The organism is Streptomyces flavofungini, from assembly GCF_030388665.1.
GTDB lineage: Bacteria > Actinomycetota > Actinomycetes > Streptomycetales > Streptomycetaceae > Streptomyces > Streptomyces flavofungini_A.
Genome location: NZ_CP128846.1, coordinates 4,669,319 through 4,695,551, shown reverse-complemented (window position 1 = coordinate 4,695,551; position 26,233 = coordinate 4,669,319). Strand labels below are relative to the sequence as shown.

The 26,233-nt window shown below is 68.8% G+C and carries 23 protein-coding genes and 1 tRNA gene; 14 read left to right on the top strand and 10 right to left on the bottom strand.

Annotated features, from left to right (window positions below):
* The first annotated feature begins 97 nt into the window (after positions 1–97).
* The 5 genes from QUY26_RS19665 to trxA all read left to right on the top strand — a co-directional run bounded on the left by QUY26_RS19665 (position 98) and on the right by trxA (position 5,190).
* Entirely contained in the window at positions 98–1,810 is a 1,713-nt protein-coding gene (locus tag QUY26_RS19665; protein WP_289948493.1) for a protein kinase family protein, read from the top strand.
* Positions 1,811–1,851: 41 nt separating this feature from the next.
* A complete protein-coding gene (gene sigM / locus QUY26_RS19660; protein WP_289948492.1) occupies positions 1,852–2,613 on the top strand; it encodes an RNA polymerase sigma factor SigM in 762 nt (253 codons plus the stop codon).
* Positions 2,610–3,644 carry an anti-sigma factor family protein gene (locus tag QUY26_RS19655; RefSeq protein ID WP_289948490.1) on the top strand — a complete coding sequence of 345 codons (1,035 nt, stop codon included), beginning with the start codon at positions 2,610–2,612 and terminating at the stop codon, positions 3,642–3,644. The genes sigM and QUY26_RS19655 overlap by 4 nt, the downstream gene beginning before the upstream one ends.
* A 204-nt stretch (positions 3,645–3,848) precedes the next feature.
* Complete coding sequence (gene trxB / locus QUY26_RS19650; protein WP_289948489.1) at positions 3,849–4,811, top strand: thioredoxin-disulfide reductase; 963 nt, start codon at positions 3,849–3,851, stop codon at positions 4,809–4,811.
* 46 nt (positions 4,812–4,857) lie between these two features.
* Complete coding sequence (gene trxA, locus QUY26_RS19645) at positions 4,858–5,190, top strand: thioredoxin (protein ID WP_289948488.1); 333 nt, start codon at positions 4,858–4,860, stop codon at positions 5,188–5,190.
* 125 nt (positions 5,191–5,315) lie between these two features.
* Here the strand turns inward: trxA and QUY26_RS19640 are convergent, their stop codons facing one another.
* The 9 genes from QUY26_RS19640 to rpmH form a co-directional block, all read right to left on the bottom strand.
* Entirely contained in the window at positions 5,316–5,933 is a 618-nt protein-coding gene (locus QUY26_RS19640; RefSeq protein ID WP_190118539.1) for a GNAT family N-acetyltransferase, read from the bottom strand.
* A gap of 338 nt (positions 5,934–6,271) precedes the next feature.
* The gene (locus tag QUY26_RS19635; protein ID WP_289948485.1) at positions 6,272–7,390 is read right to left on the bottom strand and encodes a ParB/RepB/Spo0J family partition protein; all 1,119 of its coding nucleotides are present in this window, start codon (positions 7,388–7,390) and stop codon (positions 6,272–6,274) included.
* A complete protein-coding gene (locus tag QUY26_RS19630) occupies positions 7,387–8,463 on the bottom strand; it encodes a ParA family protein (protein ID WP_289955842.1) in 1,077 nt (358 codons plus the stop codon). The genes QUY26_RS19635 and QUY26_RS19630 overlap by 4 nt, the downstream gene beginning before the upstream one ends.
* Positions 8,464–8,767: 304 nt before the next feature.
* A complete protein-coding gene (rsmG, locus tag QUY26_RS19625) occupies positions 8,768–9,484 on the bottom strand; it encodes a 16S rRNA (guanine(527)-N(7))-methyltransferase RsmG (protein ID WP_289948484.1) in 717 nt (238 codons plus the stop codon).
* A gap of 99 nt (positions 9,485–9,583) precedes the next feature.
* Entirely contained in the window at positions 9,584–10,099 is a 516-nt protein-coding gene (locus tag QUY26_RS19620; RefSeq protein WP_289948483.1) for a protein jag, read from the bottom strand.
* Between the two features lie 14 nt (positions 10,100–10,113).
* Complete coding sequence (gene yidC / locus QUY26_RS19615; RefSeq protein ID WP_289948482.1) at positions 10,114–11,451, bottom strand: membrane protein insertase YidC; 1,338 nt, start codon at positions 11,449–11,451, stop codon at positions 10,114–10,116.
* Between the two features lie 3 nt (positions 11,452–11,454).
* Positions 11,455–11,814: a membrane protein insertion efficiency factor YidD gene (gene yidD / locus QUY26_RS19610; RefSeq protein WP_030357762.1), complete on the bottom strand. Its 360-nt coding sequence runs from the start codon at positions 11,812–11,814 to the stop codon at positions 11,455–11,457.
* Positions 11,811–12,182: a ribonuclease P protein component gene (gene rnpA / locus QUY26_RS19605; protein ID WP_078619017.1), complete on the bottom strand. Its 372-nt coding sequence runs from the start codon at positions 12,180–12,182 to the stop codon at positions 11,811–11,813. Before rnpA ends, yidD begins: the two co-directional genes overlap by 4 nt.
* 20 nt (positions 12,183–12,202) lie before the next feature.
* The gene (gene rpmH / locus QUY26_RS19600; RefSeq protein WP_016644655.1) at positions 12,203–12,340 is read right to left on the bottom strand and encodes a 50S ribosomal protein L34; all 138 of its coding nucleotides are present in this window, start codon (positions 12,338–12,340) and stop codon (positions 12,203–12,205) included.
* 377 nt (positions 12,341–12,717) lie between these two features.
* On the opposite strand from rpmH, the gene dnaA reads away from it, so the two are divergent.
* The 9 genes from dnaA to QUY26_RS19555 all read left to right on the top strand — a co-directional run bounded on the left by dnaA (position 12,718) and on the right by QUY26_RS19555 (position 25,611).
* Positions 12,718–14,697 (top strand): chromosomal replication initiator protein DnaA, encoded by a 1,980-nt coding sequence (gene dnaA, locus QUY26_RS19595; RefSeq protein ID WP_289948473.1) that lies wholly within the window; start codon positions 12,718–12,720, stop codon positions 14,695–14,697.
* A gap of 918 nt (positions 14,698–15,615) precedes the next feature.
* The gene (gene dnaN, locus QUY26_RS19590; protein ID WP_030357760.1) at positions 15,616–16,746 is read left to right on the top strand and encodes a DNA polymerase III subunit beta; all 1,131 of its coding nucleotides are present in this window, start codon (positions 15,616–15,618) and stop codon (positions 16,744–16,746) included.
* 12 nt (positions 16,747–16,758) lie between these two features.
* Positions 16,759–17,763 (top strand): phosphogluconate dehydrogenase (NAD(+)-dependent, decarboxylating), encoded by a 1,005-nt coding sequence (gene gnd, locus QUY26_RS19585; protein ID WP_436840366.1) that lies wholly within the window; start codon positions 16,759–16,761, stop codon positions 17,761–17,763.
* Between the two features lie 91 nt (positions 17,764–17,854).
* The gene (recF, locus tag QUY26_RS19580; protein ID WP_289948466.1) at positions 17,855–18,979 is read left to right on the top strand and encodes a DNA replication/repair protein RecF; all 1,125 of its coding nucleotides are present in this window, start codon (positions 17,855–17,857) and stop codon (positions 18,977–18,979) included.
* On the top strand, positions 18,976–19,566 hold the full coding sequence (locus tag QUY26_RS19575) for a DUF721 domain-containing protein (RefSeq protein ID WP_289948463.1): 591 nt from the start codon (positions 18,976–18,978) through the stop codon (positions 19,564–19,566). The genes recF and QUY26_RS19575 overlap by 4 nt, the downstream gene beginning before the upstream one ends.
* A 285-nt stretch (positions 19,567–19,851) precedes the next feature.
* Positions 19,852–21,963: a DNA topoisomerase (ATP-hydrolyzing) subunit B gene (gyrB, locus tag QUY26_RS19570; protein ID WP_289948460.1), complete on the top strand. Its 2,112-nt coding sequence runs from the start codon at positions 19,852–19,854 to the stop codon at positions 21,961–21,963.
* 73 nt (positions 21,964–22,036) lie between these two features.
* Entirely contained in the window at positions 22,037–24,625 is a 2,589-nt protein-coding gene (gene gyrA / locus QUY26_RS19565; RefSeq protein ID WP_289948459.1) for a DNA gyrase subunit A, read from the top strand.
* 19 nt (positions 24,626–24,644) lie between these two features.
* Positions 24,645–25,394 carry a DUF3566 domain-containing protein gene (locus tag QUY26_RS19560; protein ID WP_289948458.1) on the top strand — a complete coding sequence of 250 codons (750 nt, stop codon included), beginning with the start codon at positions 24,645–24,647 and terminating at the stop codon, positions 25,392–25,394.
* Positions 25,395–25,537: 143 nt separating this feature from the next.
* Positions 25,538–25,611 (top strand) — tRNA-Ile (locus QUY26_RS19555).
* A 65-nt stretch (positions 25,612–25,676) separates the two neighbouring features.
* Here QUY26_RS19555 and QUY26_RS19550 read toward each other — a convergent pair.
* Positions 25,677–26,225, bottom strand: coding sequence for a S1 RNA-binding domain-containing protein (locus QUY26_RS19550; protein ID WP_289948457.1), 549 nt, complete (start codon positions 26,223–26,225; stop codon positions 25,677–25,679).
* Between the last annotated feature and the right edge of the window lie 8 nt (positions 26,226–26,233).

Genomic DNA, 26,233 nt, shown 5'->3' with positions numbered 1-26,233 from the left:
ATCGTCGCCCACCGCGTGTCGTGCATAGCGCCGGACTGTGGGCACAATTGGCTTTGGCGTCTGACGAAGCGCAACGGATGGGGAGGCAGGAGCGACGGTGGCGGAACGGAGCACGGCTGCCGTCGACGTGGCAGACAACAGCGGCGACAAGCCGCTGACCGCGCAGGCGGAGCAGTCCACGGCCGACGGGGTGGCCCAGACCCGGGAGCGGGACACGGCAGACGACGGAACAGCCAACACGAACGAGCCCACCAACGCGCCCGGGGTGACAACTCCCCCGGAACTGCACAGCGGTCACAAGCTCGCCAGACGCTATCGCCTCGAAGAGTGCGTCACCCGTCTGGACGGTTTCAGCAGCTGGCGTGCGGTCGACGAGAAACTGCGCCGGGCCGTGGGTGTGCACCTGCTGCCCGCCGACCATCCCCGGGCCCGCTCGGTGCTCGCCGCGGCCCGCTCCGCGGCGCTGCTCGGTGACCCCCGCTTCGTGCAGGTCCTGGACGCGGTCGAGGAGAACGACCTCGTCTACGTCGTGCACGAGTGGCTGCCCGACGCCACGGAACTGACCGCACTGCTCGCGGCAGGGCCCCTCGACGCCCACGACGCCTACCAACTCGTCAGCCAAGTCACCCAGGCGATGGCCGCCGCCCACCGCGAGGGCCTCGCGCATCTGCGACTGACGCCGAGCGCCGTCCTGCGCACCTCATCGGGCCAGTACCGCATCCGCGGCCTCGCCGTGAACGCCGCGCTGCGCGGCATCAGCTCCGAGACCCCGCAGCGCACGGACACCGAAGCGATCGGCGCCCTGCTGTACGCCGCGCTCACCCAGCGCTGGCCGTACGACAGCGACGCCTACGGCCTCTCCGGCCTCCCCAAGGACGTCGGCCTGCTCCCGCCGGACCAGGTCCGCGCCGGGGTGCACCGCGGCCTGTCAGAGCTCGCCATGCGCGCGCTCGCCAACGACGGCGCGACAGCGTCCCGCCAGGAGCCCGCGTGCCCCACGCCGGACGACCTGGTCAAGGCCATCGCCGAGTTGCCCCGCATCCGGCCCCCGGAGCCCGCCTTCACGGCCCCTCCGGAGTACCAGCGCACGACGTACCAGCAGGGCAACTACGGCCGCGGCGCCCAGCCCCCCGGCACCACCCAGGCCGTCCCCGCCCCGCCGCCCCCGCTGCAGAGCCGCACCGGCAAGGCTCTCAAGTGGGCCGTCTCCGCGCTGCTCATCGCCGCGCTGGGCCTGGGCAGTTGGCAGCTCGCGGACGCGCTCATGGACCAGAACAAGGGCGGCGACTCCGGTACGACGAAGACGACGGACGGCGACGACAAGAAGCAGCCGAAGCCGCCGAAGCCGATCGCGATCCAGAACGCGCAGGAGTCCGCGCTCGGCGGCAAACTGCAGGACCCCGAGAACGTCTCGAAGACGTACGACGGAGACACCTCCACGCTCTGGCGCACCAAGTCGTACGTGGACGGCCCTCGGCTGGCCCCGTACCGCGCAGGCGTCGGAATCGTCTACGATCTCGGCTCCGCGAAGAGCGTCACGGCTGCGTCGCTCGGCCTGAAGTACCCGGGCCACAAGACCACGGCGGCGCTGTACGCGGCCGACTCGCTGTCGCCGACCGGGTCCGTCGACTCGATGAAGAAGATCGGTGACGGCACGACCACGGGCACGAGCCTGAACATCAAGGCCGACAAGCCGGTCAAGACGCAGTACGTGCTTCTCTGGGTGACGCACGTGCCGAGGTCCGGCACGGACGGCTACTACAGCGCGGGTTACAAGCAAGGCATCACGGACGTGAAGTTCAAGGGCTGACCGTCCGGCCAACGCTGAGGGGTGAGGGGAGGGGTTCCAGATTGGACAGCACCGAGCTCGGTGAGCTGGGCGACCAGGAGCTCCTTGCCCGCCATGTCGACGGTGACGAGGACGCCTTCGGTGAGATCGTCCGCCGCCACCGCGACCGGCTGTGGGCCGTGGCTCTGCGCACGCTGGGGGACCGTGAGGAGGCCGCGGACGCTGTCCAGGACGCCCTCGTCTCCGCCTACCGCGCCGCGCACACGTTCCGCGGCCAGTCCGCCGTGACGACCTGGCTGCACCGCATCACCGTGAACGCCTGCCTCGACCGGGCCCGCAAGGCGGCGTCCCGGAAGACCTCTCCCGTCGACGACGCCGAGCGCCTGGACCAGCTCCTCGAACCGCACGAGTCGGCTGCGGCGCCCGTCGAGCGCGGCGATCTGCACCGGGAGCTCCTGGAGGCGCTCGGTACCCTGCCGCCCGATCAGCGCGCCTGCCTCGTCCTGGTGGACATGCAGGGCTATCCCGTGGCCGAGGCGGCCCGGGTCCTCGACGTCCCGACCGGCACGGTGAAGAGCCGCTGTGCGCGCGGCAGAGCCCGGCTCCTGCCGCTTCTCACGCATCTTCGGACGGAAGCACCGTCCCGACGTGAGAACGACACGGGCAGCGGAGAGAAGGACGCCCCCAGAAAGAACGCCCCGGGACGGAACCGGACCGAGGGGACAACCGTCCCACCGGCAGCGGAACCTCAGGACGCGGGGCCCCCTTCGGATGCGGGACCCAGCGACTCAGCGGCAGTGAAGGGTGGAGGTGGGCGAGCGTGACCACGACGACAGACTCAGCTGGGCACCCGGACGTCGCCGAGATCTCCGACCTCACCGAAGGCCTGCTGTCCCCGTCGCGCACCTTGGACGTGCGTCGGCACCTGGACGACTGCCCGCTCTGCGCCGACGTCTACGCCTCCCTCGAAGAGATCCGCGGCATGCTCGGTTCGCTGCCTGGGCCGCCCCGCATGCCCACCGATGTCGCGGAGCGCATCGACGCGGCCCTGGCAGCGGAAGCACTGCTCGACGCGACTGCCACGGCGACCGTCACCGAAGTTGAGGGAGCGGGCCTCGACGGCTCCGACCGCGACATCGCCTCCGACGCCGACCGTGAAACTCTTGCCGAGCCCACCGTGCATGTTTCACGTGAAACATCGCCTGCGGACGCGTTCAAGCCGACCGCCGGGTCCGGCGCGGGCGCCCCGCCCGGTGCATCCGCGAGCGGCTCCTCGGTGCACGGCCCCGCCGGACACCCGCGCGCGGCCACCGGCCCGGGTCGCGGCGGACGTCCGCGAAGCCGCCGACGCCGTACGACAATGATCGGCGCCGTATTCACCGCCGCTGCACTCGGCCTGGGTGCCCTGCTGATCCAGCCGTGGAGCGACGACTCGACCGAGCCCCCCAGCGCCTCCTCTACGAGCAAGGACACCTTCTCGAAAGGCAAGCTCGAAGCTCAGATCTCCGATCTCCTCTCCGAGGAGCAGAAGATCTCGGGCACGGACACAGGGGGAAAGAAGCCCTCCTTCGACACCCGGTCCAGCCCCGAAGGTACCCCGCAGAAGGGGTCCACGATGCGCGAGGAGTACGTCGAGGTGCCCGCCTGCATCGAAAAGGGCCTCGGCGGACGTACGCCCCTGGCCGTCAGCAAGGGCACGTACGAGGGAACGAACGCCTACCTCGTCGTCGTGCCGCACGACACCGACGGAGCGAAGGTCTCCGCGTATGTCGTGGACGCTGCCTGTGCGAGCGCGTCCGCGTCGGCCGACGCCACGGGCAAGGTCCTGCTCACGGAGTCCTACGCACGCCCCTGAGACACTCAGGCCCCCTCCTGACCCCCTTCCCAGTGCTTACCGATCTACGGTGCCGGGCCCTCTTCTCGTGCCCCGGCACGCGTTCCTTCCGTGTGCTCGGACACGTGGGGAATGCTCGCCCCGTAGGATCCGTTGGGTGGGGTGAGAGACCTGAGACAGGCCCCCGGCAGTACGCAGTAGTCCCCAGAGACGAGGAATCAAGCCGTGACCGACGTCCGTAACGTGATCATCATCGGCTCCGGGCCCGCCGGCTACACGGCGGCGCTCTACACCGCGCGCGCCTCGCTGAAGCCCCTGGTGTTCGAAGGTGCCGTCACCGCGGGCGGTGCGCTGATGAACACCACCGATGTGGAGAACTTCCCGGGCTTCCGGGACGGCATCATGGGCCCCGACCTCATGGACAACATGCGGGCTCAGGCCGAGCGCTTCGGTGCCGAGCTCGTCCCCGACGACGTGGTCGCCGTCGACCTGTCGGGCGAGATCAAGACGGTCACGGACACGGCGGGCACGGTGCACCGCGCGAAGAGCGTCATCGTCACGACGGGCTCGCAGCACCGCAAGCTGGGCCTGCCGCGGGAGGACGCCCTCTCCGGACGTGGCGTCTCCTGGTGCGCGACCTGCGACGGGTTCTTCTTCAAGGACCAGGACATCGCGGTGATCGGTGGCGGTGACACGGCGATGGAGGAGGCCACCTTCCTCTCCCGGTTCGCCAAGTCCGTGACCGTGGTCCACCGCCGCGACGCCCTCCGCGCCTCCAAGGCCATGCAGGAGCGTGCCTTCGCCGACCCGAAGATCAAGTTCATCTGGGACAGCGAGGTCGCCGAGATCCACGGCGACCAGAAGCTCTCCGGTCTCTCCCTGCGCAACCTCAAGACGGGCGAGACCTCCGAGCTGCCGGTGACTGGTCTGTTCATCGCTATCGGCCACGACCCGCGCACCGAGCTCTTCAAGGGCCAGCTGGAGCTGGACGACGAGGGCTACCTGAAGGTCGACGCGCCGTCGACCCGGACGAACCTCTCCGGCGTCTTCGGTGCCGGTGACGTCGTCGACCACACGTACCGCCAGGCGATCACGGCGGCGGGCACCGGCTGCTCCGCCGCTCTGGACGCCGAGCGCTTCCTCGCCGCCGCCGTGGACAGCGAGAACGCTGCCGCCGCGACTGTCTGACCCGACTGCCCCCAGCCCCACCGCAGCACCAAGTTAGGAGCCCCTCGTGGCCGGAACCCTGAAGCACGTGACCGACGCCTCCTTCGAGGAGGACGTGATCAAGAGCGACAAGCCCGTACTGGTCGACTTCTGGGCCGAGTGGTGCGGCCCGTGCCGCCAGATCGCGCCGTCTCTTGAGGCCATCGCCGCCGAGCACGGCGACAAGATCGAGATCGTCAAGCTCAACATCGACCAGAACCCCGGGACGGCCGCCAAGTACGGCGTCATGTCGATCCCGACCCTGAACGTCTACAAGGGTGGCGAGGTCGTCAAGACGATCGTCGGCGCCAAGCCGAAGGCGGCTCTGGAGCGCGATCTGACCGAGTTCATCGCCGACTAGTCGCAGAGCCAGCCGCGCACGGCGGCAGGCAATGTTTCACGTGAAACACGAAGGGGCCAACCTCACGAGGTTGGCCCCTTCGCCGTATGTCGCCCGCCCTGAAGCCCCCAGCGCGCGCATTCGGACTACAGCGGCCGCAGCGCAGGCTCCTTCTGGACCGCCCCGAGGAGCCGGTCCAGTGCCAGCTCTACGTCTTCCTTCCATGACAGCGTCGTCCGCAACTCAAGCCGCAGTCGAGGGTAGGAGGGGTGTGGGCGAACCGTCTTGAAGCCCACGGCCAGCAGATGGTCCGCAGGCAGTACACAGGCGGGCTTCTCCCAGCGCGCGTCACCGAACGCCTCAATGGCCTTGAACCCCCGGCGCAGGAGATCCTTCGCGACGGTCTGCACGATGACGCGGCCGAGTCCCTGCCCCTGGTAGCCCGGCATGATCCAGGCGGTCATCAGCTGCACGGCGTCCGGTGAGACGGGGCTCGTGGGGAAGGCTGTCGAGCGCGGCACATACGCGGGCGGCGCGTACAGCACGAAGCCGACGGGCACGTCGTCGACGTAGACCACTCGGCCGCAGGACCCCCACTCCAGCAGGACGGCGGAGATCCACGCCTCCTTCTCCAGCTCCGGTGTACCGGCCTTTACTGCGGCCTGGCCGCTGACCGGGTCCAGCTCCCAGAAGACACACGTGCGACAACGCTTGGGAAGGTCCGGAAGGTTGTCCAGCGTGAGCGGTACGAGCCGTCGCCCCATGAAGGCGGTTCCTCACTTCCTTCGCTCGCGGCGCCACGAGCGGCTGTCAGTGCGCTCCGTTCCCGGAGCAGGCTGCCGACGAAACCACCGACCGCTCCAAGCCCGAGCCCGGCGGTCATCAGTCCTGTGCGGCTCACCGATCGCATGGCCCCTGCCTCCCCTAAGAGGTGCCGTCAGGTGAATGCGCCGTACCCGATCGCATCGTATCCACGATGCGATTGCGCCGAAACCGTAAGAAAGGAAAGAGCAGGCCGTGTTCCGGCACACACCGGACACGGCCTGCTCTCTGAGGGTTCAGGGCGCTTCGCCCCAGGGCCTCTCCCGTGGCCTCATGGGCCTCAGCCCCGCTCGTCCTCCGAGGTTTTCCCGGCCTCGGCTTCTGCCTCGGCGAGTCCGTTCCTGAGCACCGGGCCCTCTTCCGGGGCGAGCGTGGCGAGGATCCGCTCCAGGTCTTCCAGAGAGGCGAAGTCGACGACGATCTTGCCCTTCTTCTGGCCCAGATCGACGCGCACCCGGGTCTCGAACCGGTCGGAGAGGCGTGAGGCCAGGCCGGTCAGGGCAGGGGAGACGATTCCGCCGGCGCGGGGGCCCTTCGCCTTGGGCTTGCTCTGCGGCCGCGACCCCATCAGGGTCACGATCTCCTCCACTGCACGCACCGAGAGCCCCTCGGCCACGATGCGGTGTGCGAGTCGGTCCTGCTCCTCCGGGTCCTCCACAGCGAGCAGTGCCCGCGCATGGCCCGCGGAGAGGACACCGGCGGCGACCCGGCGCTGCACGGTCGCCGAGAGCTTGAGCAGTCGCAGCGTGTTGGAGACCTGCGGACGCGACCGCCCGATCCGGTCGGCCAGCTGGTCGTGCGTGCAGTTGAAGTCCTTGAGTAGCTGGTCGTAGGCCGCAGCCTCTTCCAGCGGGTTCAGCTGGGCGCGGTGCAGGTTCTCCAGGAGCGCGTCCAGGAGGAGCTTGTCGTCCTCCGTTGCCCGGACGATCGCCGGGATGCGCTCCAGACCCGCCTCACGGCAAGCTCGCCAGCGCCGCTCACCCATGATGAGCTCGTAGCGCGCGGGGCCCAACTGCCGTACGACGACGGGCTGGAGGAGACCGACTTCCTTGATGGAGGTCACGAGCTCCGCGAGGGCGTCCTCGTCGAACACCTCACGCGGCTGCCGCGGGTTGGGCTTGATGGAGTCAAGGGGAAGCTCCGCGAAGTGCGCTCCGGCCGGGCGCATCGGCTCCTCGGTCACGGTGCCGTTCGTGGGCTCGTCCGGTTCCTGGGAAACCGGGTGCTGCGGAAGCGAGGCCACCTTGGCGGCCGCCACGCCTCGTTCAGCCGTGAGCACCGGCACGGACGAGGGCGAGGTGGAACCTCCACCCGCGGCCGGGGGTGCCGACTTCTCCGTAGGAGCCGCAGGGATCAGAGCGCCGAGACCACGGCCCAGCCCTCTCCGTCGCTCGCTCACTGCATCCCCTCCGTCATGTTCTGCTGTTCGTTCTGGTTGCCCACATGGGCGTGCTGCACGTCGTAGCGCACGCCGACTCCGCGCAGGGCGATCTCGCGCGCTGCCTCGAAGTACGACAGGGCACCACTGGAGCCCGGATCATAAGTCAGCACGGTCTGGCCGTAGCTGGGCGCCTCGGAGATACGCACGGAGCGCGGGATGCTCGTGCGTAGCACCTCGTCGCCGAAGTGGTTGCGCACCTCGTCCGCCACCTGCGAGGCCAGTCGGGTCCGGCCGTCGTACATGGTGAGCAGGATCGTCGACACATGCAGCAGCGGGTTGAGGTGCCCGCGCACCAGGTCGACGTTGCGCAGGAGCTGCCCCAGGCCCTCCAGTGCGTAGTACTCGCACTGGATCGGGATCAGTACCTCCGCACCGGCCACCAGAGCGTTGACCGTCAACAACCCCAGCGACGGCGGGCAGTCGATGAGGATGTAATCCAACGGCTGCTCGTAGGCCTGGATCGCTCGCTGCAAACGGCTCTCCCGTGCCACCAGGGACACCAGCTCGATCTCCGCACCCGCGAGATCGATGGTCGCCGGGGCGCAGAAGAGGCCCTCGACATCAGGGACCGGCTGGACGATCTCGGAGAGAGGCTTGCTCTCGACCAACACGTCGTAGATGGAGGGGACTTCGGCGTGGTGGTCGACACCGAGAGCCGTGGACGCATTGCCCTGTGGATCGAGGTCGATCACCAGCACGCGCGCGCCGTGCAGAGCGAGCGAAGCGGCAAGGTTGACGGTTGTCGTCGTCTTGCCTACCCCGCCCTTCTGGTTGGCGACCACCATGACTCGGGTCTGATCCGGTCGCGGCAGGCCCTCGCCTGCACGGCCCAGGGCTTCCACCGCCAGCTGGGCGGCACGACCAATGGGGGTGTCGTCCATCGGGCTCGGTGTTTCACGTGAAACATCCTCCCCCGCCGACTCGGTACGGGGACCGGGGACCGGATCGGTCATCGGTCCCGCGATGTTGGCGTCGGACCGCAAGGATTCACTCTCCTCGACTTCAGGCTCGCAATGAACAGAGCCTCCCATGCTTTCGGGGTCGTGAACCAGCGAGGCCCGGTCTTCTGTGGACGAATCCCCCTCTGTGGACAACTCCGTGCCCTTGTCGAGGGAACCAAGCGGCCGACGTTCGCGGGGTTCCGCAGCGCGGCCGCGGCTGATGATGCCATGCAGCAGTGAGCGACGTTTCACGTGAAACACGATGCACGGCGACCGGGGTGCCGCTGGTGCGACACCCCGGTATGCGTACGTTTGACAGCTTTTGTGGAGTACGGCTCGTCGTCAGGACGGATCAGCGACGGCGCGGTGGTCGGCGCATCAGCATCGTCGCCTCTCAGCGACGGCGTCGCGTCCGCCCCACCCGTGCGGCCTTGGCCCGTTTGGCCGCGAAGCGCACACCGCCCGGGCTCTCCCCGACCTCGACCCGCACCACAGTGGACAGCGGATCCACCACGCCCTCGCCTACCTGCACGACGGAGACAGACTCCGCGCCGAGCTTGCTCAGGGCAGCCCCCGCTGCCTTGACCTCTTCCTCAGCGGTGTCGCCCTTGAGGGCCAGCATCTCGCCGTACGGACGCAGCAGCGGCACACCCCAGCCAGCGAGCCGGTCCAGCGGGGCGACGGCCCGTGCCGTCACCACATGAACGGGCGGCAGCTTGCCGAGGACTTCCTCGGCGCGGCCCCGGACGACCGTCACATGGTCGAGCCCGAGCAGCTCGACCACCTCGGTCAGGAAGTTCGTGCGGCGCAGCAGCGGCTCAAGCAGCGTGATCTTCAGGTCCTCCCGGACCAGAGCGAGCGGGATGCCGGGGAGCCCGGCGCCGGAGCCCACGTCGCACACCGTCACACCCTCGGGGACCACCTCGGACAGCACCGCGCAGTTCAGCAGGTGCCGCTCCCACAGCCGGGGAACCTCACGGGGGCCGATCAGGCCGCGCTGCACGCCCGTCTCGGCCAGCAACTCCGCATAACGGACCGCATCGGGGAACCGCTCACCGAAAACTGTCCGCGCCTGCTCCGGCGCCGGGGGGAGCTCCGCTGCCTCCGTCACGGGGACCGTCCTTCCGTACCGCACTGGGTTCGCTGACTATCAGGCTGACAAAGACCGGCCCCGCCTGCGAACAGACGGGGCCGGGGAAAACGCGTGTGATCAGGCGGGGAGGACCACGACGAAGCGCTGGGGCTCCTCGCCCTCGGATTCGCTGCGCAGGCCGGCGGCCTTGACCGCATCATGCACGACCTTGCGCTCGAAGGGCGTCATCGGCTTGAGCTTCACCGGCTCGCCGGAGCTCTTCACGTCGGCCGCGGCTTTGGCGCCGAGCTCGGAGAGCTCCTCACGCTTCTTCGCACGGTGGCCCGCGATGTCCAGCATGAGGCGGCTGCGGTCGCCGGTCTCGCGGTGCACCGCGAGCCGGGTCAGCTCCTGGAGCGCCTCCAGGACCTCACCGTCGCGGCCGACCAGCTTCTGCAGGTCACGGCTGCCGGTGTCGCTGATGATCGACACGGCGGCGCGGTCGGCCTCGACGTCCATGTCGATGTCGCCGTCGAGGTCGGCGATGTCCAGCAGACCCTCGAGGTAGTCCGCCGCGATCTCCCCCTCCTGCTCGAGGCGGGTCATGGTGTCGCCTGCCTCAGCAGCGGCGGAGGTGGTGGTGCCTTCCGTCACGGGATGGACTCCTTCTACTTCTTGGACGGGTGCTTGGGCCGCTGCTGGCCCTTGCGCTGCCCGGACTTGGCTTTGCTGCGGGTGCCCTGGCCGGGCTGCTGACCGGAGGCGCCGGACTTGCCCTTGTTCCCCGCGTCCTTGGCCGCGGCGTCCTTGGGTTCACCGGACTTGTTCGCGGCCTTGGCGGCCTGGCCGGCGGAGCCGTCCTCGGACTTGGTCAGCGAGGGCTTGGGCTCCGCGTCCGTCTTCGCGGTTCCGGCGGTCGGACCGGCCTGGCGCTTGGCCTTGCTCTGGCGCTTGGGCTGCTGCCGCTTGGGCGCGCCACCGGCGGCCGGGGTGCCGTCCTCGGTGGTGGCCACGGTGTCGCTGACCACGACCGTGCCGTCGGCCTGAGCCGCGAGGCCGGCCTTGTTCAGGCCGTTGATGAACTTGCGCTCGTACTCGTTGCGGTCGCGCCCCTTGGCGACGATGGCCTTGATGGCGCGGGCCTGGCCACGGCCGCGGGTCTTCTTGGCCTCCGTGACGTGCTTCTGCAGGCGCTCCAGATACGCCGCCTGGGCCTTGGAGCCCGGCGTCGGGTTCTGGCGGATCACGTACATCTGCTGGCCCATGGTCCACACGTTGGTGGTCAGCCAGTAGACGAGGACACCGACGGGGAAGTTGATGCCGAAGACGGCGAACATGACGGGGAAGACGTACATCAGCATCTTCTGCTGCTGCATGAACGGCGTCTTCACCGTCGTGTCCACGTTCTTCGTCATCAGCTGACGCTGGGTGAAGAACTGCGACGCCGACATCAGGATGATCATGAGCGCGGTCACGACGCGGACGTCGGTCAGCGAGGCACCGAGGGAGGCGACCTTGTCGGCGCTGTCCGTGAACTTCACCGCGAGCGGGGCACCGAAGATGTGGGCGTCACGAGCGCTGTCGAGCAGCTGCTGGTCGATGACACCGACCTTCTTGTTCGACGCGATGCCGTTCAGCACGTGGTACAGCGCGAAGAAGAACGGGGACTGCGCCAGGATGGGAAGGCACGAGGAGAGCGGGTTGGTGCCCGACTCCTTGTACAGCTTCATCATCTCTTCGGACTGACGCTGCTTGTCGCTCTTGTAGCGTTCCTGGATCTTCTTCATCTCAGGCTGCAGCGTCTGCATGGCCCGGGTCGCCTTGATCTGCTTCACGAAGAGCGGGATCAAGCAGATGCGGATCAGGATCACCAGAGACACGATCGACAGGCCCCAGGCCCAGCCCGTATCGGGGCCGAAGATCGCACCGTACAGCTTGTGGAACTGCACGATGACCCAGGAGACGGGTGTCGTGATGAAGCTGAAGAAACCGGCAATCGTGTCCACTAATCAAGCTCCTTGAGCATGGGACGGGGTCTCGGCGGCCGGGCTCGTGGGAGCCGGGGGAAGGTCTCCGGACGGCACGCCAGCGGCGGAGGGCCCGCCCTTGCGTTCGCGCCAGGCGGCGCGCAGCATCTCGTGCCACCGCGGGCGCTTGCGCGGGGGTACATGATCGACACCGCCGAGCGACCACGGATTGCACCGCAGGATGCGCCAGGCAGTGAGCGCTGTGCCCTTGATCGCGCCGTGCCGATCGATGGACAGATAGCCGTAGTGGGAGCACGACGGGTAGTACTTGCAGACTGGGCCGAGGAGCGGACTGATCGTCCACTGGTACAGCTTGATCAGCGCCAGCAGCGGGTACTTCATCGCGCGCCCCCTCCCAGCAGCCGCTCCAGGGCGGCATCCAGGTCTCGGGCCAGCTGTGCATGGTCGGCATCGCCCGCGCCGGGCAACGCTCGTACGACTACCAGGCTACCGGGGGGCAACGAGGCCAGTCGGTCGCGCATGAGATGGCGGAGTCTGCGCTTGACCGCGGTGCGGACGACGGCTCCACCCACGGCCTTGCTCACGACGAAACCCGCACGTGTCGGGGGAAGGCTCTCCCCCGACACGTGCGGGTCCGTTGCACCGCTGCGTAGGTGGACGACGAGAAGCGGGCGTCCGGCCCGACGACCCCGTCGTACCGCGGTCGCGAAGTCTTCGCGCCGCCTCAGCCGATGCTCGGTAGGCAGCACGACGTCATGACCTAATGCGCTTAGGCGGACAGGCGGGCGCGACCCTTGCTACGGCGGGACGCCAGGACGGCGCGGCCGGCACGGGTGCGCATCCGCAGCCGGAAGCCGTGGGTCTTCGCGCGACGACGGTTGTTCGGCTGGAAGGTGCGCTTGCTCACTCGGGGGCTCCAGAAATGATGTGTGTGGTGGCGGGGCATCGCCTGGCTGTCACCGTGCGCCCACGAGAAGCTCGCGTATACGCACCGAGTGCACCGCTTCACAATCACAGATCGTGATCTTTGCCCATCGGAGGCAGGCGGCAGCAGCCATCGACAACTCGACCTGGTTACGGTACGCGGGGCTACGCCATCCGGTCAAACCAGCCGCCATGGAGAGACACTGTGCACAGCCTGTGGACAACAACTTGAACCGCACCCGTCGCCCTGACTACCGTGGCTGAACTCCGTTTCGTTCCCTTCCCCCCGCCCCTGTCGACTTCCGTCCCTACCCGTCCCAAGAACCACACCTTCGTGGGACCTGTGAGAGAGCGTGCCCTGTGGCTGACGTACCTGCCGATCTTGCCGCAGTGTGGCCACGGGTTCTGGAACAACTTCTCGGAGAGGGACGGGGGCAAGGGGTCGAGGCGAAGGACGAGCACTGGATCAAACGGTGCCAGCCGCTGGCCCTCGTCGCCGACACCGCCCTTCTCGCGGTGCCGAACGAGTTCGCCAAGGGCGTCCTGGAGGGCCGTCTCGCCCCGGTCGTCAGCGAGACGCTGAGCCGCGAGTGCGGCCGCCCGATCCGCATCGCGATCACGGTCGACGACTCCGTGGGCGAGCCGACCCCACCGGCACCCCCCGTCCAGCAGCAGCCCCGGCAGCAGCCGCGGTACGACGAGCAGCCGTCCCGGTACGAGGACCAGCCCTCCCACCAGTCCTCCCGGTACGAGGAGCGCCCGCCGCGGTACGAGGACCAGGAGCCGACCTCCTCCAGTCAGGGGCATGACACCTACGACGGCTATGGCCGCCACCCCGGCGACGAGCACGGCGGCCGCCCCGACCAGCTGCCGACGGCCCGCCCCGCCTACCCGGACTACCAGCGCCCCGGCGCCTGGCCCCAGCAGCCCCAGGACGACTACGGCTGGCAGCAGCCCCGCCTCGGCTACCCCGAGCGCGACCCGTACGCGAGCCCGCCCCAGCAGCCCCAGCACGACTACCGCCCGCAGCCGCCGCAGGACCGCGGGCCCTACGACCAGCAGCTCCCGGACCGTCCCCAGCAGGACCGGCACGACCAGCACGACCGCAGGGAGCGGCACGGGATGCCCGAGCCGTCCGGCGGCGCGGGCTCCGGCGAGCACGGCGGCACGGGGCGGCACGGGGGACAGGGCGGGCACGGCGGTCCCGCGGGCCCCGTGGGCCGCGGCGGCACCCCGCTGCCCGCGTCGAGCGGCGCGCCGGGGCCGCTGGCCGCCCAGCCCGCGCCGGCGACGGGTCCCGGTGAGCCCACCGCGCGCCTGAACCCGAAGTACCTCTTCGACACCTTCGTCATCGGCGCCTCGAACCGGTTCGCGCACGCGGCCGCGGTCGCGGTGGCCGAGGCACCGGCCAAGGCGTACAACCCGCTGTTCATCTACGGGGAGTCGGGGCTCGGCAAAACGCATCTGCTGCACGCCATCGGGCACTACGCCCGCAGCCTGTACCCCGGCACGCGCGTGCGCTACGTGAGCTCCGAGGAGTTCACCAACGAGTTCATCAACTCCATCCGCGACGGCAAGGGCGACAGCTTTCGCAAGCGGTACCGCGAGATGGACATCCTGCTGGTCGACGACATCCAGTTCCTCGCGGACAAGGAGTCGACGCAGGAGGAGTTCTTCCACACCTTCAACACGCTCCACAACGCGAACAAGCAGATCGTGCTGTCCAGCGACCGGCCGCCCAAGCAGCTGGTGACGCTGGAGGACCGGCTGCGCAACCGCTTCGAGTGGGGTCTGATCACCGACGTCCAGCCGCCGGAGCTGGAGACGCGTATCGCGATCCTCCGTAAGAAGGCGGTGCAGGAGCAGCTCAACGCCCCGCCGGAGGTCCTTGAGTTCATCGCGTCCCGCATCTCGCGCAACATCCGCGAGCTGGAGGGCGCGCTGATCCGGGTCACGGCGTTCGCCTCGCTCAACCGGCAGCCGGTGGACCTCGGCCTCACCGAGATCGTCCTCAAGGACCTGATCCCCGGCGGCGAGGACGCGGCCCCGGAGATCACGGCGACGGCCATCATGGCGGCGACCGCGGACTACTTCGGCCTCACGGTGGACGACCTGTGCGGATCCTCGCGCAGCCGGGTCCTGGTGACGGCACGCCAGATCGCCATGTACCTCTGCCGGGAGCTGACCGACCTGTCGCTGCCCAAGATCGGCGCGCAGTTCGGCGGCCGCGACCACACGACCGTCATGCACGCCGACCGCAAGATCCGCGCGCTGATGGCCGAGCGCCGCTCCATCTACAACCAGGTCACCGAGCTGACCAACCGCATCAAGAACGGCTGACAACCGAGGCCTTACGCAGCCTCAGGGCGCTCCGGAGCACATCCCGGAGCGCCCTTCTCGTTGTCCACGCGCGCGTGCCCAGACTGCCCGCCCACGCACGCCCAGGCTGCCCGCACACGGGAAGGAAGCCCGCCTACGCGCGCGTACCCACAGCTGTGCACAACGGAAAGCCCGTCCCGGCCGCGACCTTCCCGACATCTTCCGTTCGAATATGTCTCGTGCTGAGGACGTTCTCCACAGATCTGTGGCCTTTGCGCCTTCCACACCCTGGGGACTGGAGAGTTGTCCAGATCGTGTCCACAGGGGACTCTGCTGATTGATCATCAGGCCAGGTCAGGCGGTTGTGGATTCGTGGACGAAGACTCTCCACAGACTGTGGATGAAGATCGCGTCCACAGGGCCGATCCGGAGTTGTCCACCGGCGGCCCACAGGCTCGGCCCGGTTGTCCCCAGCTTTCCCCAGCTTCCCCACAGGGCTGTCCACTGTTCGGCAATGCGACGCGCCCTCTCACCGGGACGAGTGAAAGGCGTCACACAAAGGTGCCGGGTTGGCCTGTGGGGAAGCTGGGTAAAGCTGGGGACAGGGCTGGGGAGAAGTACCCGCCTCCTGTGCATCGGGTGTGCAGAACTTTCGCCCGTCCACAGATCCACCGGGTTGTCCACCGCTGCCGCCCACAGGGCCCGTGGACAAAAAATGGGCGCTGACCTGCGCATTCGCGGTTATCCACGGTTTCCACAGGCCCTACTACTACTGCCCCCTAGAGTCACCTGGGAATCCGTTTCGAAGTTGGGGCTGTGCACAACTCTCGGCTCGGCCCTCCGCGACCTCTCGGCACGACTTGACCCCGACGGGCACCAGCTGTCAGTGCGGTGCGTCAGACTGGTCCCCAGTGCCAGCAACAGCAGGAGGGCGGCTAAGTGAAGATCCGGGTGGAACGCGACGTACTCGCGGAGGCGGTGGCGTGGGCGGCACGCAGCCTCCCGGCTCGGCCGCCAGCGCCCGTCCTCGCGGGCCTGCTGCTGAAGGCCGAGGAGGGCGCTCTCTCCCTGTCCAGCTTCGACTACGAGGTCTCGGCCCGCGTCTCCGTGGACGCCGAGGTCGACGAGGAGGGCACGGTCCTCGTCTCCGGCCGCCTGCTCGCCGACATCTGCCGCGCCCTGCCCAACCGCCCGGTGGAGATCTCCACAGACGGTGTACGGGCGACGGTGGTCTGCGGCTCCTCGCGATTCACACTCCACACCCTCCCTGTGGAGGAGTACCCGGCACTGCCGCAGATGCCCACGGCGACCGGCACGGTCCCCGGTGAGGTCTTCGCGGCCGCCGCGAACCAGGTGGCGATCGCCGCGGGCCGCGACGACACCCTCCCGGTGCTCACGGGTGTGCGGATCGAGATCGAGGGCGACAAGGTCACCCTGGCCTCCACCGACCGCTACCGCTTCGCGGTCCGCGAGTTCCTGTGGAAGCCGGAGGACCCGGAGGCGTCCGCGGTCGCCCTGGTGCCCGCCAAGACCCTCCAGGACACCGCCAAGGCCCTCACGAGCGGCGACACGGTCACCCTGGCGCTCTCCGGTTCCGGCGCGGGCGAGGGCCTGATCGGCTTCGAGGGCGCGGGCCGCCGCACGACCACGCGTCTGCTCGAGGGCGACCTGCCGAAGTACCGCACGCTGTTCCCGACGGAGTTCAACTCGGTCGCGGTCATCGAGACGCCCCCCTTCGTGGAGGCCGTCAAGCGCGTGGCCCTCGTCGCCGAGCGCAACACCCCGGTGCGCCTCAGCTTCGAGCAGGGCGTGCTGATCCTGGAGGCCGGCTCCAGCGACGACGCACAGGCTGTGGAAAGGGTCGACGCCCAGCTCGACGGCGACGACATCTCGATCGCCTTCAACCCGACGTTCCTGCTCGACGGCCTGAGCGCGATCGACTCCCCGGTCGCCCAGCTCTCGTTCACGACGTCCACGAAGCCCGCGCTCCTGAGCGGCAAGCCCGCGCTCGACGCCGAGGCGGACGACGCGTACAAGTACCTGATCATGCCCGTACGTCTGAGCGGCTGAGCCCACAGGTGTGTGGCCGCGTCCGGGCGTAGGCTCGGACGCGGGTACGAAAGTGCCGCGGGTGCGTGTGCCGCTCGACGACGAGCGGCGGCGACGTACCGTCACGCCACATCGCTAGTTAGGAACGCACTGATGGAGCTCGGTCTCGTCGGTCTCGGCAAGATGGGCGGCAACATGCGCGAGCGCATTCGCCGCGCAGGCCACACCGTCATCGGATACGACCGCAACCCGGACGTCGCGGACGTCCACAGCCTCGAAGAGCTTGTGGGCAGGCTCAAGGGCCCGCGCGTCGTGTGGGTCATGGTGCCGGCCGGAGCCGCGACGCAGTCCACCATCGACGAGCTCGGCGAGCTCCTGCAGCCCGGCGACGTCGTCGTGGACGGCGGCAACTCGCGCTGGACGGACGACGAGAAGCACGCCGAGGAGCTGGCGGCCAAGGGCATCGGCTTCGTCGACTGCGGCGTCTCCGGCGGCGTCTGGGGCCTCAAGAACGGCTACGCGCTGATGTACGGCGGCGACAAGGAGAACGTCGCCAAGGTGCAGCCGATCTTCGACGCGCTCAAGCCGGAGGGCGACTTCGGCTCGGTGCACGCGGGCAAGGTCGGCGCGGGCCACTTCGCGAAGATGGTCCACAACGGCATCGAGTACGCGATGATGCAGGCCTACGCCGAGGGCTGGGAGCTCCTGGAAGCCGTGGACTCGGTCACCGACGTCCGTGAGGTCTTCCGGTCCTGGCAGGAGGGCACGGTCATCCGTTCCTGGCTGCTGGACCTCGCTGTCAACGCCCTTGACGACGACGAGCACCTGGACAAGCTGCGCGGCTTCGCGCAGGACTCCGGAGAGGGCCGCTGGACGGTGGAGGCGGCGATCGACAACGCCGTGCCGCTGCCCGCGATCACCGCGTCCCTGTTCGCCCGGTTCGCCTCGCGCCAGGAGGACTCCCCGCAGATGAAGATGATCGCCGCGCTGCGCAACCAGTTCGGGGGCCACGCGGTGGAGTCCAAGAGCGAGCACTGATCCACAGCCCGTACGGTTCCTTGTCCACAGCCTGTGGGGCGGTGCGGAACCGAAAGCACGTGAAGTAGGCCGGGGGAGGTCGGCGCACACCATGCACGTCACGCATCTGTCGCTGGCCGACTTCCGCTCGTACGCCCGGGTCGAGGTCCCGCTCGACCCGGGCGTCACCGCGTTCGTGGGCCCCAACGGCCAGGGCAAGACGAACCTCGTCGAGGCCGTCGGCTACCTCGCCAGCCTCGGCAGCCACCGGGTCTCCTCGGACGCCCCGCTGGTCCGCATGGGCGCTGACCGCGCCGTCATCCGGGCCGCCGTCCGACAGGGCGAGCGCCAGCAGCTGATCGAGCTCGAACTGAACCCGGGCAAGGCCAACCGCGCCCGCATCAACAGGTCCTCGCAGGTCAAGCCCCGCGACGTCCTGGGCATCGTGCGCACAGTCCTGTTCGCGCCCGAGGACCTGGCGCTGGTCAAGGGCGACCCCGGGGAGCGGCGGCGGTTCCTCGACGAGCTGATCACCGCGCGCTCCCCGCGCATGGGGGGCGTCCGCTCCGACTACGACCGCGTCCTCAAGCAGCGCAACACCCTCCTGAAGTCGGCCGCCCTCGCCCGCCGCCACGGCGGCCGCTCCATGGACCTGTCCACGCTCGACGTGTGGGACCAGCACCTCGCCCGCGCGGGCGCCGAGCTCCTCGCCCAGCGGCTCGACCTGATCTCCGCGCTCCAGCCGCTGGCCGACAAGGCGTACGAACAGCTGGCGCCCGGCGGCGGCCCCGTGACGCTCGACTACAAACCCTCCTCGCCGGGCATCGTCGGCCACGCGCGCGAGGAGCTGTACGAGCAGCTGATCGCCGCCCTCGTGGAGGCCCGCAAGCAGGAGATCGAGCGGGGCGTCACGCTGGTCGGGCCGCACCGCGACGAACTACTGCTCAAACTTGGCCAGCTTCCCGCGAAGGGATACGCGAGCCACGGAGAGTCCTGGTCGTACGCCCTCGCGCTGCGCCTCGCTTCGTACGACCTGCTCCGGGCCGAGGGCAACGAGCCGGTGCTCGTCCTCGACGACGTCTTCGCCGAGCTGGACGCGCGCCGCCGGGAGCGGCTCGCGGAGCTGGTGGCGCCCGGCGAGCAGGTCCTCGTGACGGCGGCTGTGGACGACGACGTGCCGGACGTCCTGGCGGGCGTGCGGTATGCCGTGGCCGAGGGCGCTGTGGAGCGCGTATGACCGGCCAGGAGCCGCAGCCGGAGCGCGACGCCCCGAAGACGGGCGGGACCGCGAACGCGCCCGGTGCCCCGGACACCCCCAAGACCCCCGAGCCCTCCGGAGTGGACCTCGCCCGTGTCGCCCTGCGCGCCGCCAAGGAGCAGGCACGCGCGCGGGGAGACGCGACGCAGCAGAAGAAGCAGGCCCGCCGCGGCGGACTGCGCTCCGGCGCGCGGGCGGACGGGCGCGACCCGCTGCCCCTCGGCTCCGCGATCAACCGCTTGATCACCGAGCGTGGCTGGGAGACCCCGGCCGCCGTGGGCGGTGTGATGGGCCGCTGGCCCCAGATCGTCGGCGACGACCTGGCCAAGCACTGCGTACCGCAGCGGTACGACGAGAACGAGCGGGTCCTGACCGTGCAGTGCGACTCCACGGCCTGGGCGACGAACCTGCGCCTGCTGGCTCCGCAGCTGGTCGCGCGCCTCAACGAGGACCTGGGCCACGGGACCGTGCGCATCATCAAGGTCCTCGGCCCCGGGGGCCCCGCGCACCGCTTCGGACCCTTGCGCGCGCCCGGCAGCACGGGTCCCGGCGACACCTACGGATGACGTGATCCGGACCGTAGCTGGTGGTTCATCTCCCGAAGCGCTGAGTGCCGCTGTGAGCCTCTGGGACCCCGGGGCCGCATATGGGGAGTCGGCTGATGCCGGTTCAGGGCGGCACATGCGGACTCAGGTACCGGCAAACCCCCATCACTGTCGGCGCTACCGGTAGACTGGAAGCTAATCCCGCCCCAAGCGTGGGGAGCGACGGGAGAAGCTGAGCAAGAGCTGAACCAGGCTTACCAACGCAACACGCCGCAGCCGCTCCGGCGAGCGCCGGGAGCTTGGCTTGTGCTGTGCCAGAAAGGGCGCTTCGTGGCCGATTCCGGCAACCCCAACGAGAACATCCCGTCCACTGCCGTCGGCGCCGCCGACGAGGCCCCCCCGGAGTCGCAGGCAGCCGCCGCGGCTTCCGGAGAGGGCGCCTCGTCGTACGACGCCAGCGCCATCACCGTCCTCGAGGGTCTGGACGCGGTCCGCAAGCGGCCCGGCATGTACATCGGCTCGACCGGTGAGCGTGGTCTGCATCACCTGGTGCAGGAAGTCGTCGACAACTCCGTCGACGAGGCCCTGGCCGGTCACGCCGACAGCATCGACGTCACGATCCTCGCCGACGGCGGCGTGCGCGTGATCGACAACGGCCGTGGCATCCCGGTGGGCATCCACCCCGTGGAGAAGAAGCCGGCCGTCGAGGTCGTCCTGACCGTGCTGCACGCGGGCGGCAAGTTCGGCGGCGGCGGGTACGCCGTCTCCGGTGGTCTGCACGGCGTGGGTGTCTCCGTGGTGAACGCGCTCTCCACGAAGCTGTCCGTCGAGATCAAGACCGACGGGTACCGCTGGACGCAGGACTACAAGAGCGGTGCCCCGACAGCACCGCTCGAGCGGCACGAGGCCACCGACGAGACGGGCACGTCCGTCACCTTCTGGGCCGACGGCGACATCTTCGAGACCACCGAGTACTCCTTCGAGACGCTCGCGCGGCGCTTCCAGGAGATGGCCTTCCTCAACAAGGGCCTGACGATCAAGCTGACCGACGAGCGCGAGTCGGCGAAGGCCACGGCGGGCGCCGACTCCGCCGAGGCCAGCGACGACACCGTCGAAGAGGTCCGCACGGTCACGTACCACTACGAGGGCGGCATCGTCGACTTCGTGACGTACCTCAACTCCCGCAAGGGCGAGGTCGTCCACCCGACCGTCATCGACGTCGAGGCCGAGGACAAGGAGCGCATGCTCTCGGTCGAGATCGCGATGCAGTGGAACTCCCAGTACAGCGAAGGCGTTTACTCCTTCGCCAACACCATCCACACGCACGAGGGCGGCACCCACGAAGAGGGCTTCCGCGCCGCGCTGACCGGCCTCGTCAACCGGTACGCACGCGACAAGAAGCTGCTCCGCGAGAAGGACGACAACCTCACGGGTGAGGACATCCGCGAGGGTCTGACCGCGATCATCTCGGTGAAGCTCGGCGAGCCGCAGTTCGAGGGCCAGACCAAGACGAAGCTCGGCAACACCGAGGCGAAGACCTTCGTCCAGAAGGTCGTGCACGAGCACCTGACGGACTGGTTCGACCGCAACCCGAACGAGGCCGCGGACATCATCCGCAAGGGCATCCAGGCCGCCACCGCGCGCGTTGCCGCCCGCAAGGCGCGCGACCTCACGCGCCGCAAGGGCCTGCTGGAGACCGCGTCCCTGCCGGGCAAGCTCTCCGACTGCCAGTCGAACGACCCGACGAAGTGCGAGATCTTCATCGTCGAGGGTGACTCCGCCGGCGGCTCCGCCAAGTCCGGCCGGAACCCGCAGTACCAGGCCATCCTGCCCATCCGCGGCAAGATCCTGAACGTCGAGAAGGCCCGCGTCGACAAGATCCTGCAGAACCAGGAGATCCAGGCGCTGATCTCGGCCTTCGGCACCGGGGTCCACGAGGACTTCGACATCGAGAAGCTCCGCTATCACAAGATCATCCTGATGGCGGACGCCGATGTCGACGGCCAGCACATCAACACCCTGCTCCTGACGTTCCTGTTCCGCTTCATGCGGCCGCTCGTCGAGGCCGGGCACGTCTACCTGTCCCGCCCGCCGCTCTACAAGATCAAGTGGAGCCGGGACGACTTCCAGTACGCGTACTCGGACCGCGAGCGCGACGCGCTCATCGAGCTCGGCCGCCAGAACGGCAAGCGCATCCGCGAGGACTCGGTCCAGCGCTTCAAGGGTCTCGGTGAGATGAACGCCGAGGAGCTGCGCATCACGACCATGGACCAGGAGCACCGCGTGCTCGGCCTCGTCACGCTCGACGACGCCGCGCAGGCCGACGACCTGTTCTCGGTCCTCATGGGCGAGGACGTCGAGGCGCGCCGCTCGTTCATCCAGCGCAACGCCAAGGACGTCCGCTTCCTCGACATCTGAGCCGGTCAGGCACTCGAAGTCGCCGACTGCCGACTACTGGCTGCTGACCGCACCGAAAGGATCTTGACCGGCCATGGCCGACGAGAACAACCCCACCACGCCCGCGGACGACGAGGGCCAGACGCTGCGGATCGAGCCCGTCGGGCTCGAGACCGAGATGCAGCGCTCGTACCTGGACTACGCGATGTCCGTCATCGTGTCCCGCGCGCTGCCCGACGTCCGCGACGGCCTCAAGCCCGTCCACCGCCGCGTCCTGTACGCGATGTACGACGGCGGCTACCGGCCCGAGAAGGGCTTCTACAAGTGCGCCCGCGTCGTCGGCGACGTCATGGGCAACTACCACCCGCACGGCGACTCCTCGATCTACGACGCGCTGGTCCGCCTCGCGCAGCCGTGGTCGATGCGCATGCCGCTGGTGGACTCCAACGGCAACTTCGGCTCCCCGGGCAACGACCCCGCCGCCGCCATGCGCTACACCGAGTGCAAGATGGCGCCGCTGTCCATGGAGATGGTCCGCGACATCGACGAGGAGACCGTCGACTTCACGGACAACTACGACGGCCGCTCCCAGGAGCCCACCGTCCTGCCGTCCCGCTTCCCGAACCTGCTGATCAACGGCTCGGCGGGCATCGCGGTCGGCATGGCGACCAACATCCCGCCGCACAACCTGCGCGAGGTCGCCGCGGGCGCCCAGTGGGCCCTGGAGCACCCCGAGGCCAGCCACGAGGAGCTGCTCGACGCCCTCATCGAGCGCATCAAGGGCCCCGACTTCCCGACCGGCGCCCTCGTGGTGGGCCGCAAGGGCATCGAGGAGGCGTACCGCACGGGCCGTGGCTCCATCACGATGCGCGCGGTCGTCGAGGTCGAGGAGATCCAGAACCGCCAGTGCCTGGTGGTCACCGAGCTCCCGTACCAGACGAACCCGGACAACCTCGCGCAGAAGATCGCCGACCTGGTCAAGGACGGCAAGGTCGGCGGCATCGCCGACGTCCGCGACGAGACGTCCTCCCGTACCGGCCAGCGACTGGTCATCGTGCTCAAGCGCGACGCCGTCGCCAAGGTCGTACTGAACAACCTCTACAAGCACACGGACCTGCAGACGAACTTCGGCGCCAACATGCTGGCGCTCGTCGACGGCGTGCCGCGCACGCTGTCCCTGGACGCGTTCATCCGCCACTGGGTGAGCCACCAGATCGAGGTCATCGTCCGGCGCACGAAGTTCCGGCTGCGCAAGGCCGAGGAGCGCGCGCACATCCTGCGCGGTCTGCTGAAGGCCCTGGACGCCATCGACGAGGTCATCGCGCTGATCCGGCGCAGCGACACCGTCGACGTCGCGCGCGAGGGCCTGATGGGCCTGCTGCAGATCGACGAGATCCAGGCGAACGCCATCCTCGAGATGCAGCTGCGCCGGCTCGCCGCCCTGGAGCGCCAGAAGATCGTCGCGGAGCACGACGAGCTCCAGCTGAAGATCGACGAGTACAACGCGATCCTGGCCTCGCCCCAGAAGCAGCGGGCGATCGTCAGCGAGGAACTCGCGGCGATCGTCGACAAGTTCGGCGAGGACCGCCGCTCCGCGCTGGTGCCGTTCGACGGCGACATGTCCATCGAGGACCTGATCGCCGAGGAGGACATCGTCGTCACGATCACCCGTGGCGGCTACGTCAAGCGCACCAAGACGCACGACTACCGCTCGCAGAAGCGCGGCGGCAAGGGCGTGCGCGGCACGAAGCTCAAGGAAGACGACATCGTCGACCACTTCTTCGTGTCGACGACGCACCACTGGCTGCTGTTCTTCACCAACAAGGGCCGCGTCTACCGCGCGAAGGCCTACGAGCTGCCCGACGCCGGACGCGACGCCCGCGGCCAGCACGTGGCGAACCTGCTCGCCTTCCAGCCGGACGAGCAGATCGCCGAGATCCTCGCGATCCGCGACTACGAGGCCGTGCCCTACCTGGTCCTCGCCACGAAGGCCGGTCTGGTCAAGAAGACGCCTCTGAAGGATTACGATTCGCCCCGCTCCGGCGGCGTCATCGCCATCAATCTGCGCGAGACGGACGACGGTTCGGACGACGAACTGATCGGTGCCGAACTGGTTTCGGCCGAGGACGATCTGCTTCTGATCAGCAAGAAGGCACAGTCGATCCGCTTCACGGCGACCGACGACGCACTGCGTCCGATGGGCCGCGCGACCTCCGGCGTCAAGGGAATGAGCTTCCGCGACGGCGATCAACTGCTCTCGATGAATGTGGTCAGGCCCGGTACGTTCGTCTTCACCGCCACCGATGGTGGGTACGCGAAGCGGACCGCCGTCGACGAGTACCGCGTCCAGGGCCGCGGTGGCCTCGGCATCAAGGCTGCCAAGATCGTGGAGGACCGCGGTGAGCTCGTCGGCGCACTGGTGGTCGAGGAGACCGACGAGATCCTCGCCATCACCCTGTCCGGCGGTGTGATTCGTACGCGAGTCAACGAGGTCAGGGAGACGGGCCGTGACACCATGGGCGTCCAACTGATCAACCTGGGCAAGCGCGATGCCGTGGTCGGCATCGCACGTAATGCCGAGGCCGGGCGCGAGGCCGAGGAAGTCGACGGTGACGTCGACGAATCGTCCGACGGCGAGCCGGCCGTCGGCACGGACGAGGGCACCGAGTCCCCGGCCGAGTAGCGCGAGGAGTGAAGTCATCGTGAGTGGAGCCACGGGCGCCGGATCCGCCGGGACGAGTGGAACCGGCACGGAAGGTGCCCGTGGCTCCGCCACCGACGCACCCGACTCGCATGAGTCTCATGGATCCCAGGGGGGGACTGTGACGGACACCCGAGGCCGGACGGGCACGGACACCGACGGTCGGGACGCCGGTCCCGGGGCTGCTGGGGGGCGCGCCGGGGACGGGACCTCCGGGGGCGGAGCCTCCGGCAAGCGGGCCGGGGACAGTGGGTCCGGGGCGCTGCCGGGAGAGCGGCAGCCGCAGCAGAGCAACCAGCCGTACCACCCGCCGCAGGCCTACCAGGCCGCACCCGCGGGCGCGGTGCGGCGTCCCCGCACGGGGGCGCGCACCACCCCGCGCACGCGCAAGGCGCGGCTGCGGGTGGCCAAGGCCGACCCCTGGTCGGTGATGAAGGTCAGCTTCCTGCTCTCCATCGCCCTCGGCATCTGCACGATCGTCGCCGCGGCCGTGCTGTGGATGGTCATGGACGCGATGGGCGTCTTCTCCACGGTCGGCGGCACGATCTCCGAGGCCACGGGGTCGAACGAGTCCAACGGCTTCGACCTCCAGGCCTTCCTCTCGCTGCCGCGCGTCCTGATCTTCACGTCGATCATCGCGGTCATCGACGTCGTCCTCGCGACGGCCCTCGCGACCCTCGGCGCGTTCATCTACAACCTGTCGGCGGGCTTCGTGGGCGGCATCGAGCTGACGCTGGCCGAGGACGAGTAGGCGGGCTTTACGGTCCTTCGGGGGGCTCGGCGCGAGGCGTCGGGGGTGCGCTCGGCCCCTCGGCATCCATCGATTTTGGGACTGGCCCGGACGTGCGCTAATCTTCAGTGGTCAGCGCGCGGGGCCACCCCGAAGAGCGCGGCGGGGCTATAGCTCAGTTGGTTAGAGCGCATCCCTGATAAGGATGAGGCCACAGGTTCAAATCCTGTTAGCCCCACATGCGAAAAGACCCCCAGTCGATCACGGCTGGGGGTCTTTGACATCTACGGCTGACATCAACGGCTACGAAGCCGGGTGAACAGCCAGCAGGATCTTTCGCGACGGCTCTGCATCTACCTTGATGATCCGTACTCGGATCTCCTGTCCCTCCCGGGCAGTCTCGGCAAGAGCTCCAGCAGACTCATCGAGAGGCACAAGGCCTCCGACGCAGTCGGCAAGGCGCACGAAGAGCCCGATCGAGGCGATCTTCACGACGCGTCCAGTCACGATCTCGCCGACGCGCTCTCTGAACGGCGGGAACAGGTCGACGTGTCGACCCCATTCGTCGAGCGTGATGCCCACTTGCTCGTTGTGGTCAGCGTGCCAGACCACCTCACCGGCAACCCGCGCTCCGACGGCCGGTAGCTCCATACACGGGGGCATTCGATCTATTCGCGCCAGTGCAGTGACGGAATGACCGTCCAGGTCGACGAACACCCCGAAGGGTTGCCTTCCGCTCACCTCACCGGTGATCAAGGTGCCGATGGGCAGGGCCTGGATGATCTCGGCCCAGGTAAGAGTTGCCTCCGATGCTTCGTAGCCGTTCTCTGACGGCCATGAGTACTCGCTCATGCGCTGAT

Excerpts from the sequence above, each read along its gene's own strand:
- QUY26_RS19640 (WP_190118539.1), bottom strand. The coding sequence starts at position 5,933 with ATGGGGCGACGGCTCGTACCGCTCACGCTGGACAACCTTCCGGACCTT.
- QUY26_RS19630 (WP_289955842.1), bottom strand. The coding sequence starts at position 8,463 with ATGGGAGGCTCTGTTCATTGCGAGCCTGAAGTCGAGGAGAGTGAATCC.
- yidD (WP_030357762.1), bottom strand. The coding sequence starts at position 11,814 with ATGAAGTACCCGCTGCTGGCGCTGATCAAGCTGTACCAGTGGACGATC.
- recF (WP_289948466.1), top strand. The coding sequence starts at position 17,855 with ATGCACGTCACGCATCTGTCGCTGGCCGACTTCCGCTCGTACGCCCGG.
- QUY26_RS19575 (WP_289948463.1), top strand. The coding sequence starts at position 18,976 with ATGACCGGCCAGGAGCCGCAGCCGGAGCGCGACGCCCCGAAGACGGGC.
- gyrA (WP_289948459.1), top strand. The coding sequence starts at position 22,037 with ATGGCCGACGAGAACAACCCCACCACGCCCGCGGACGACGAGGGCCAG.
- QUY26_RS19550 (WP_289948457.1), bottom strand. The coding sequence starts at position 26,225 with ATGAGCGAGTACTCATGGCCGTCAGAGAACGGCTACGAAGCATCGGAG.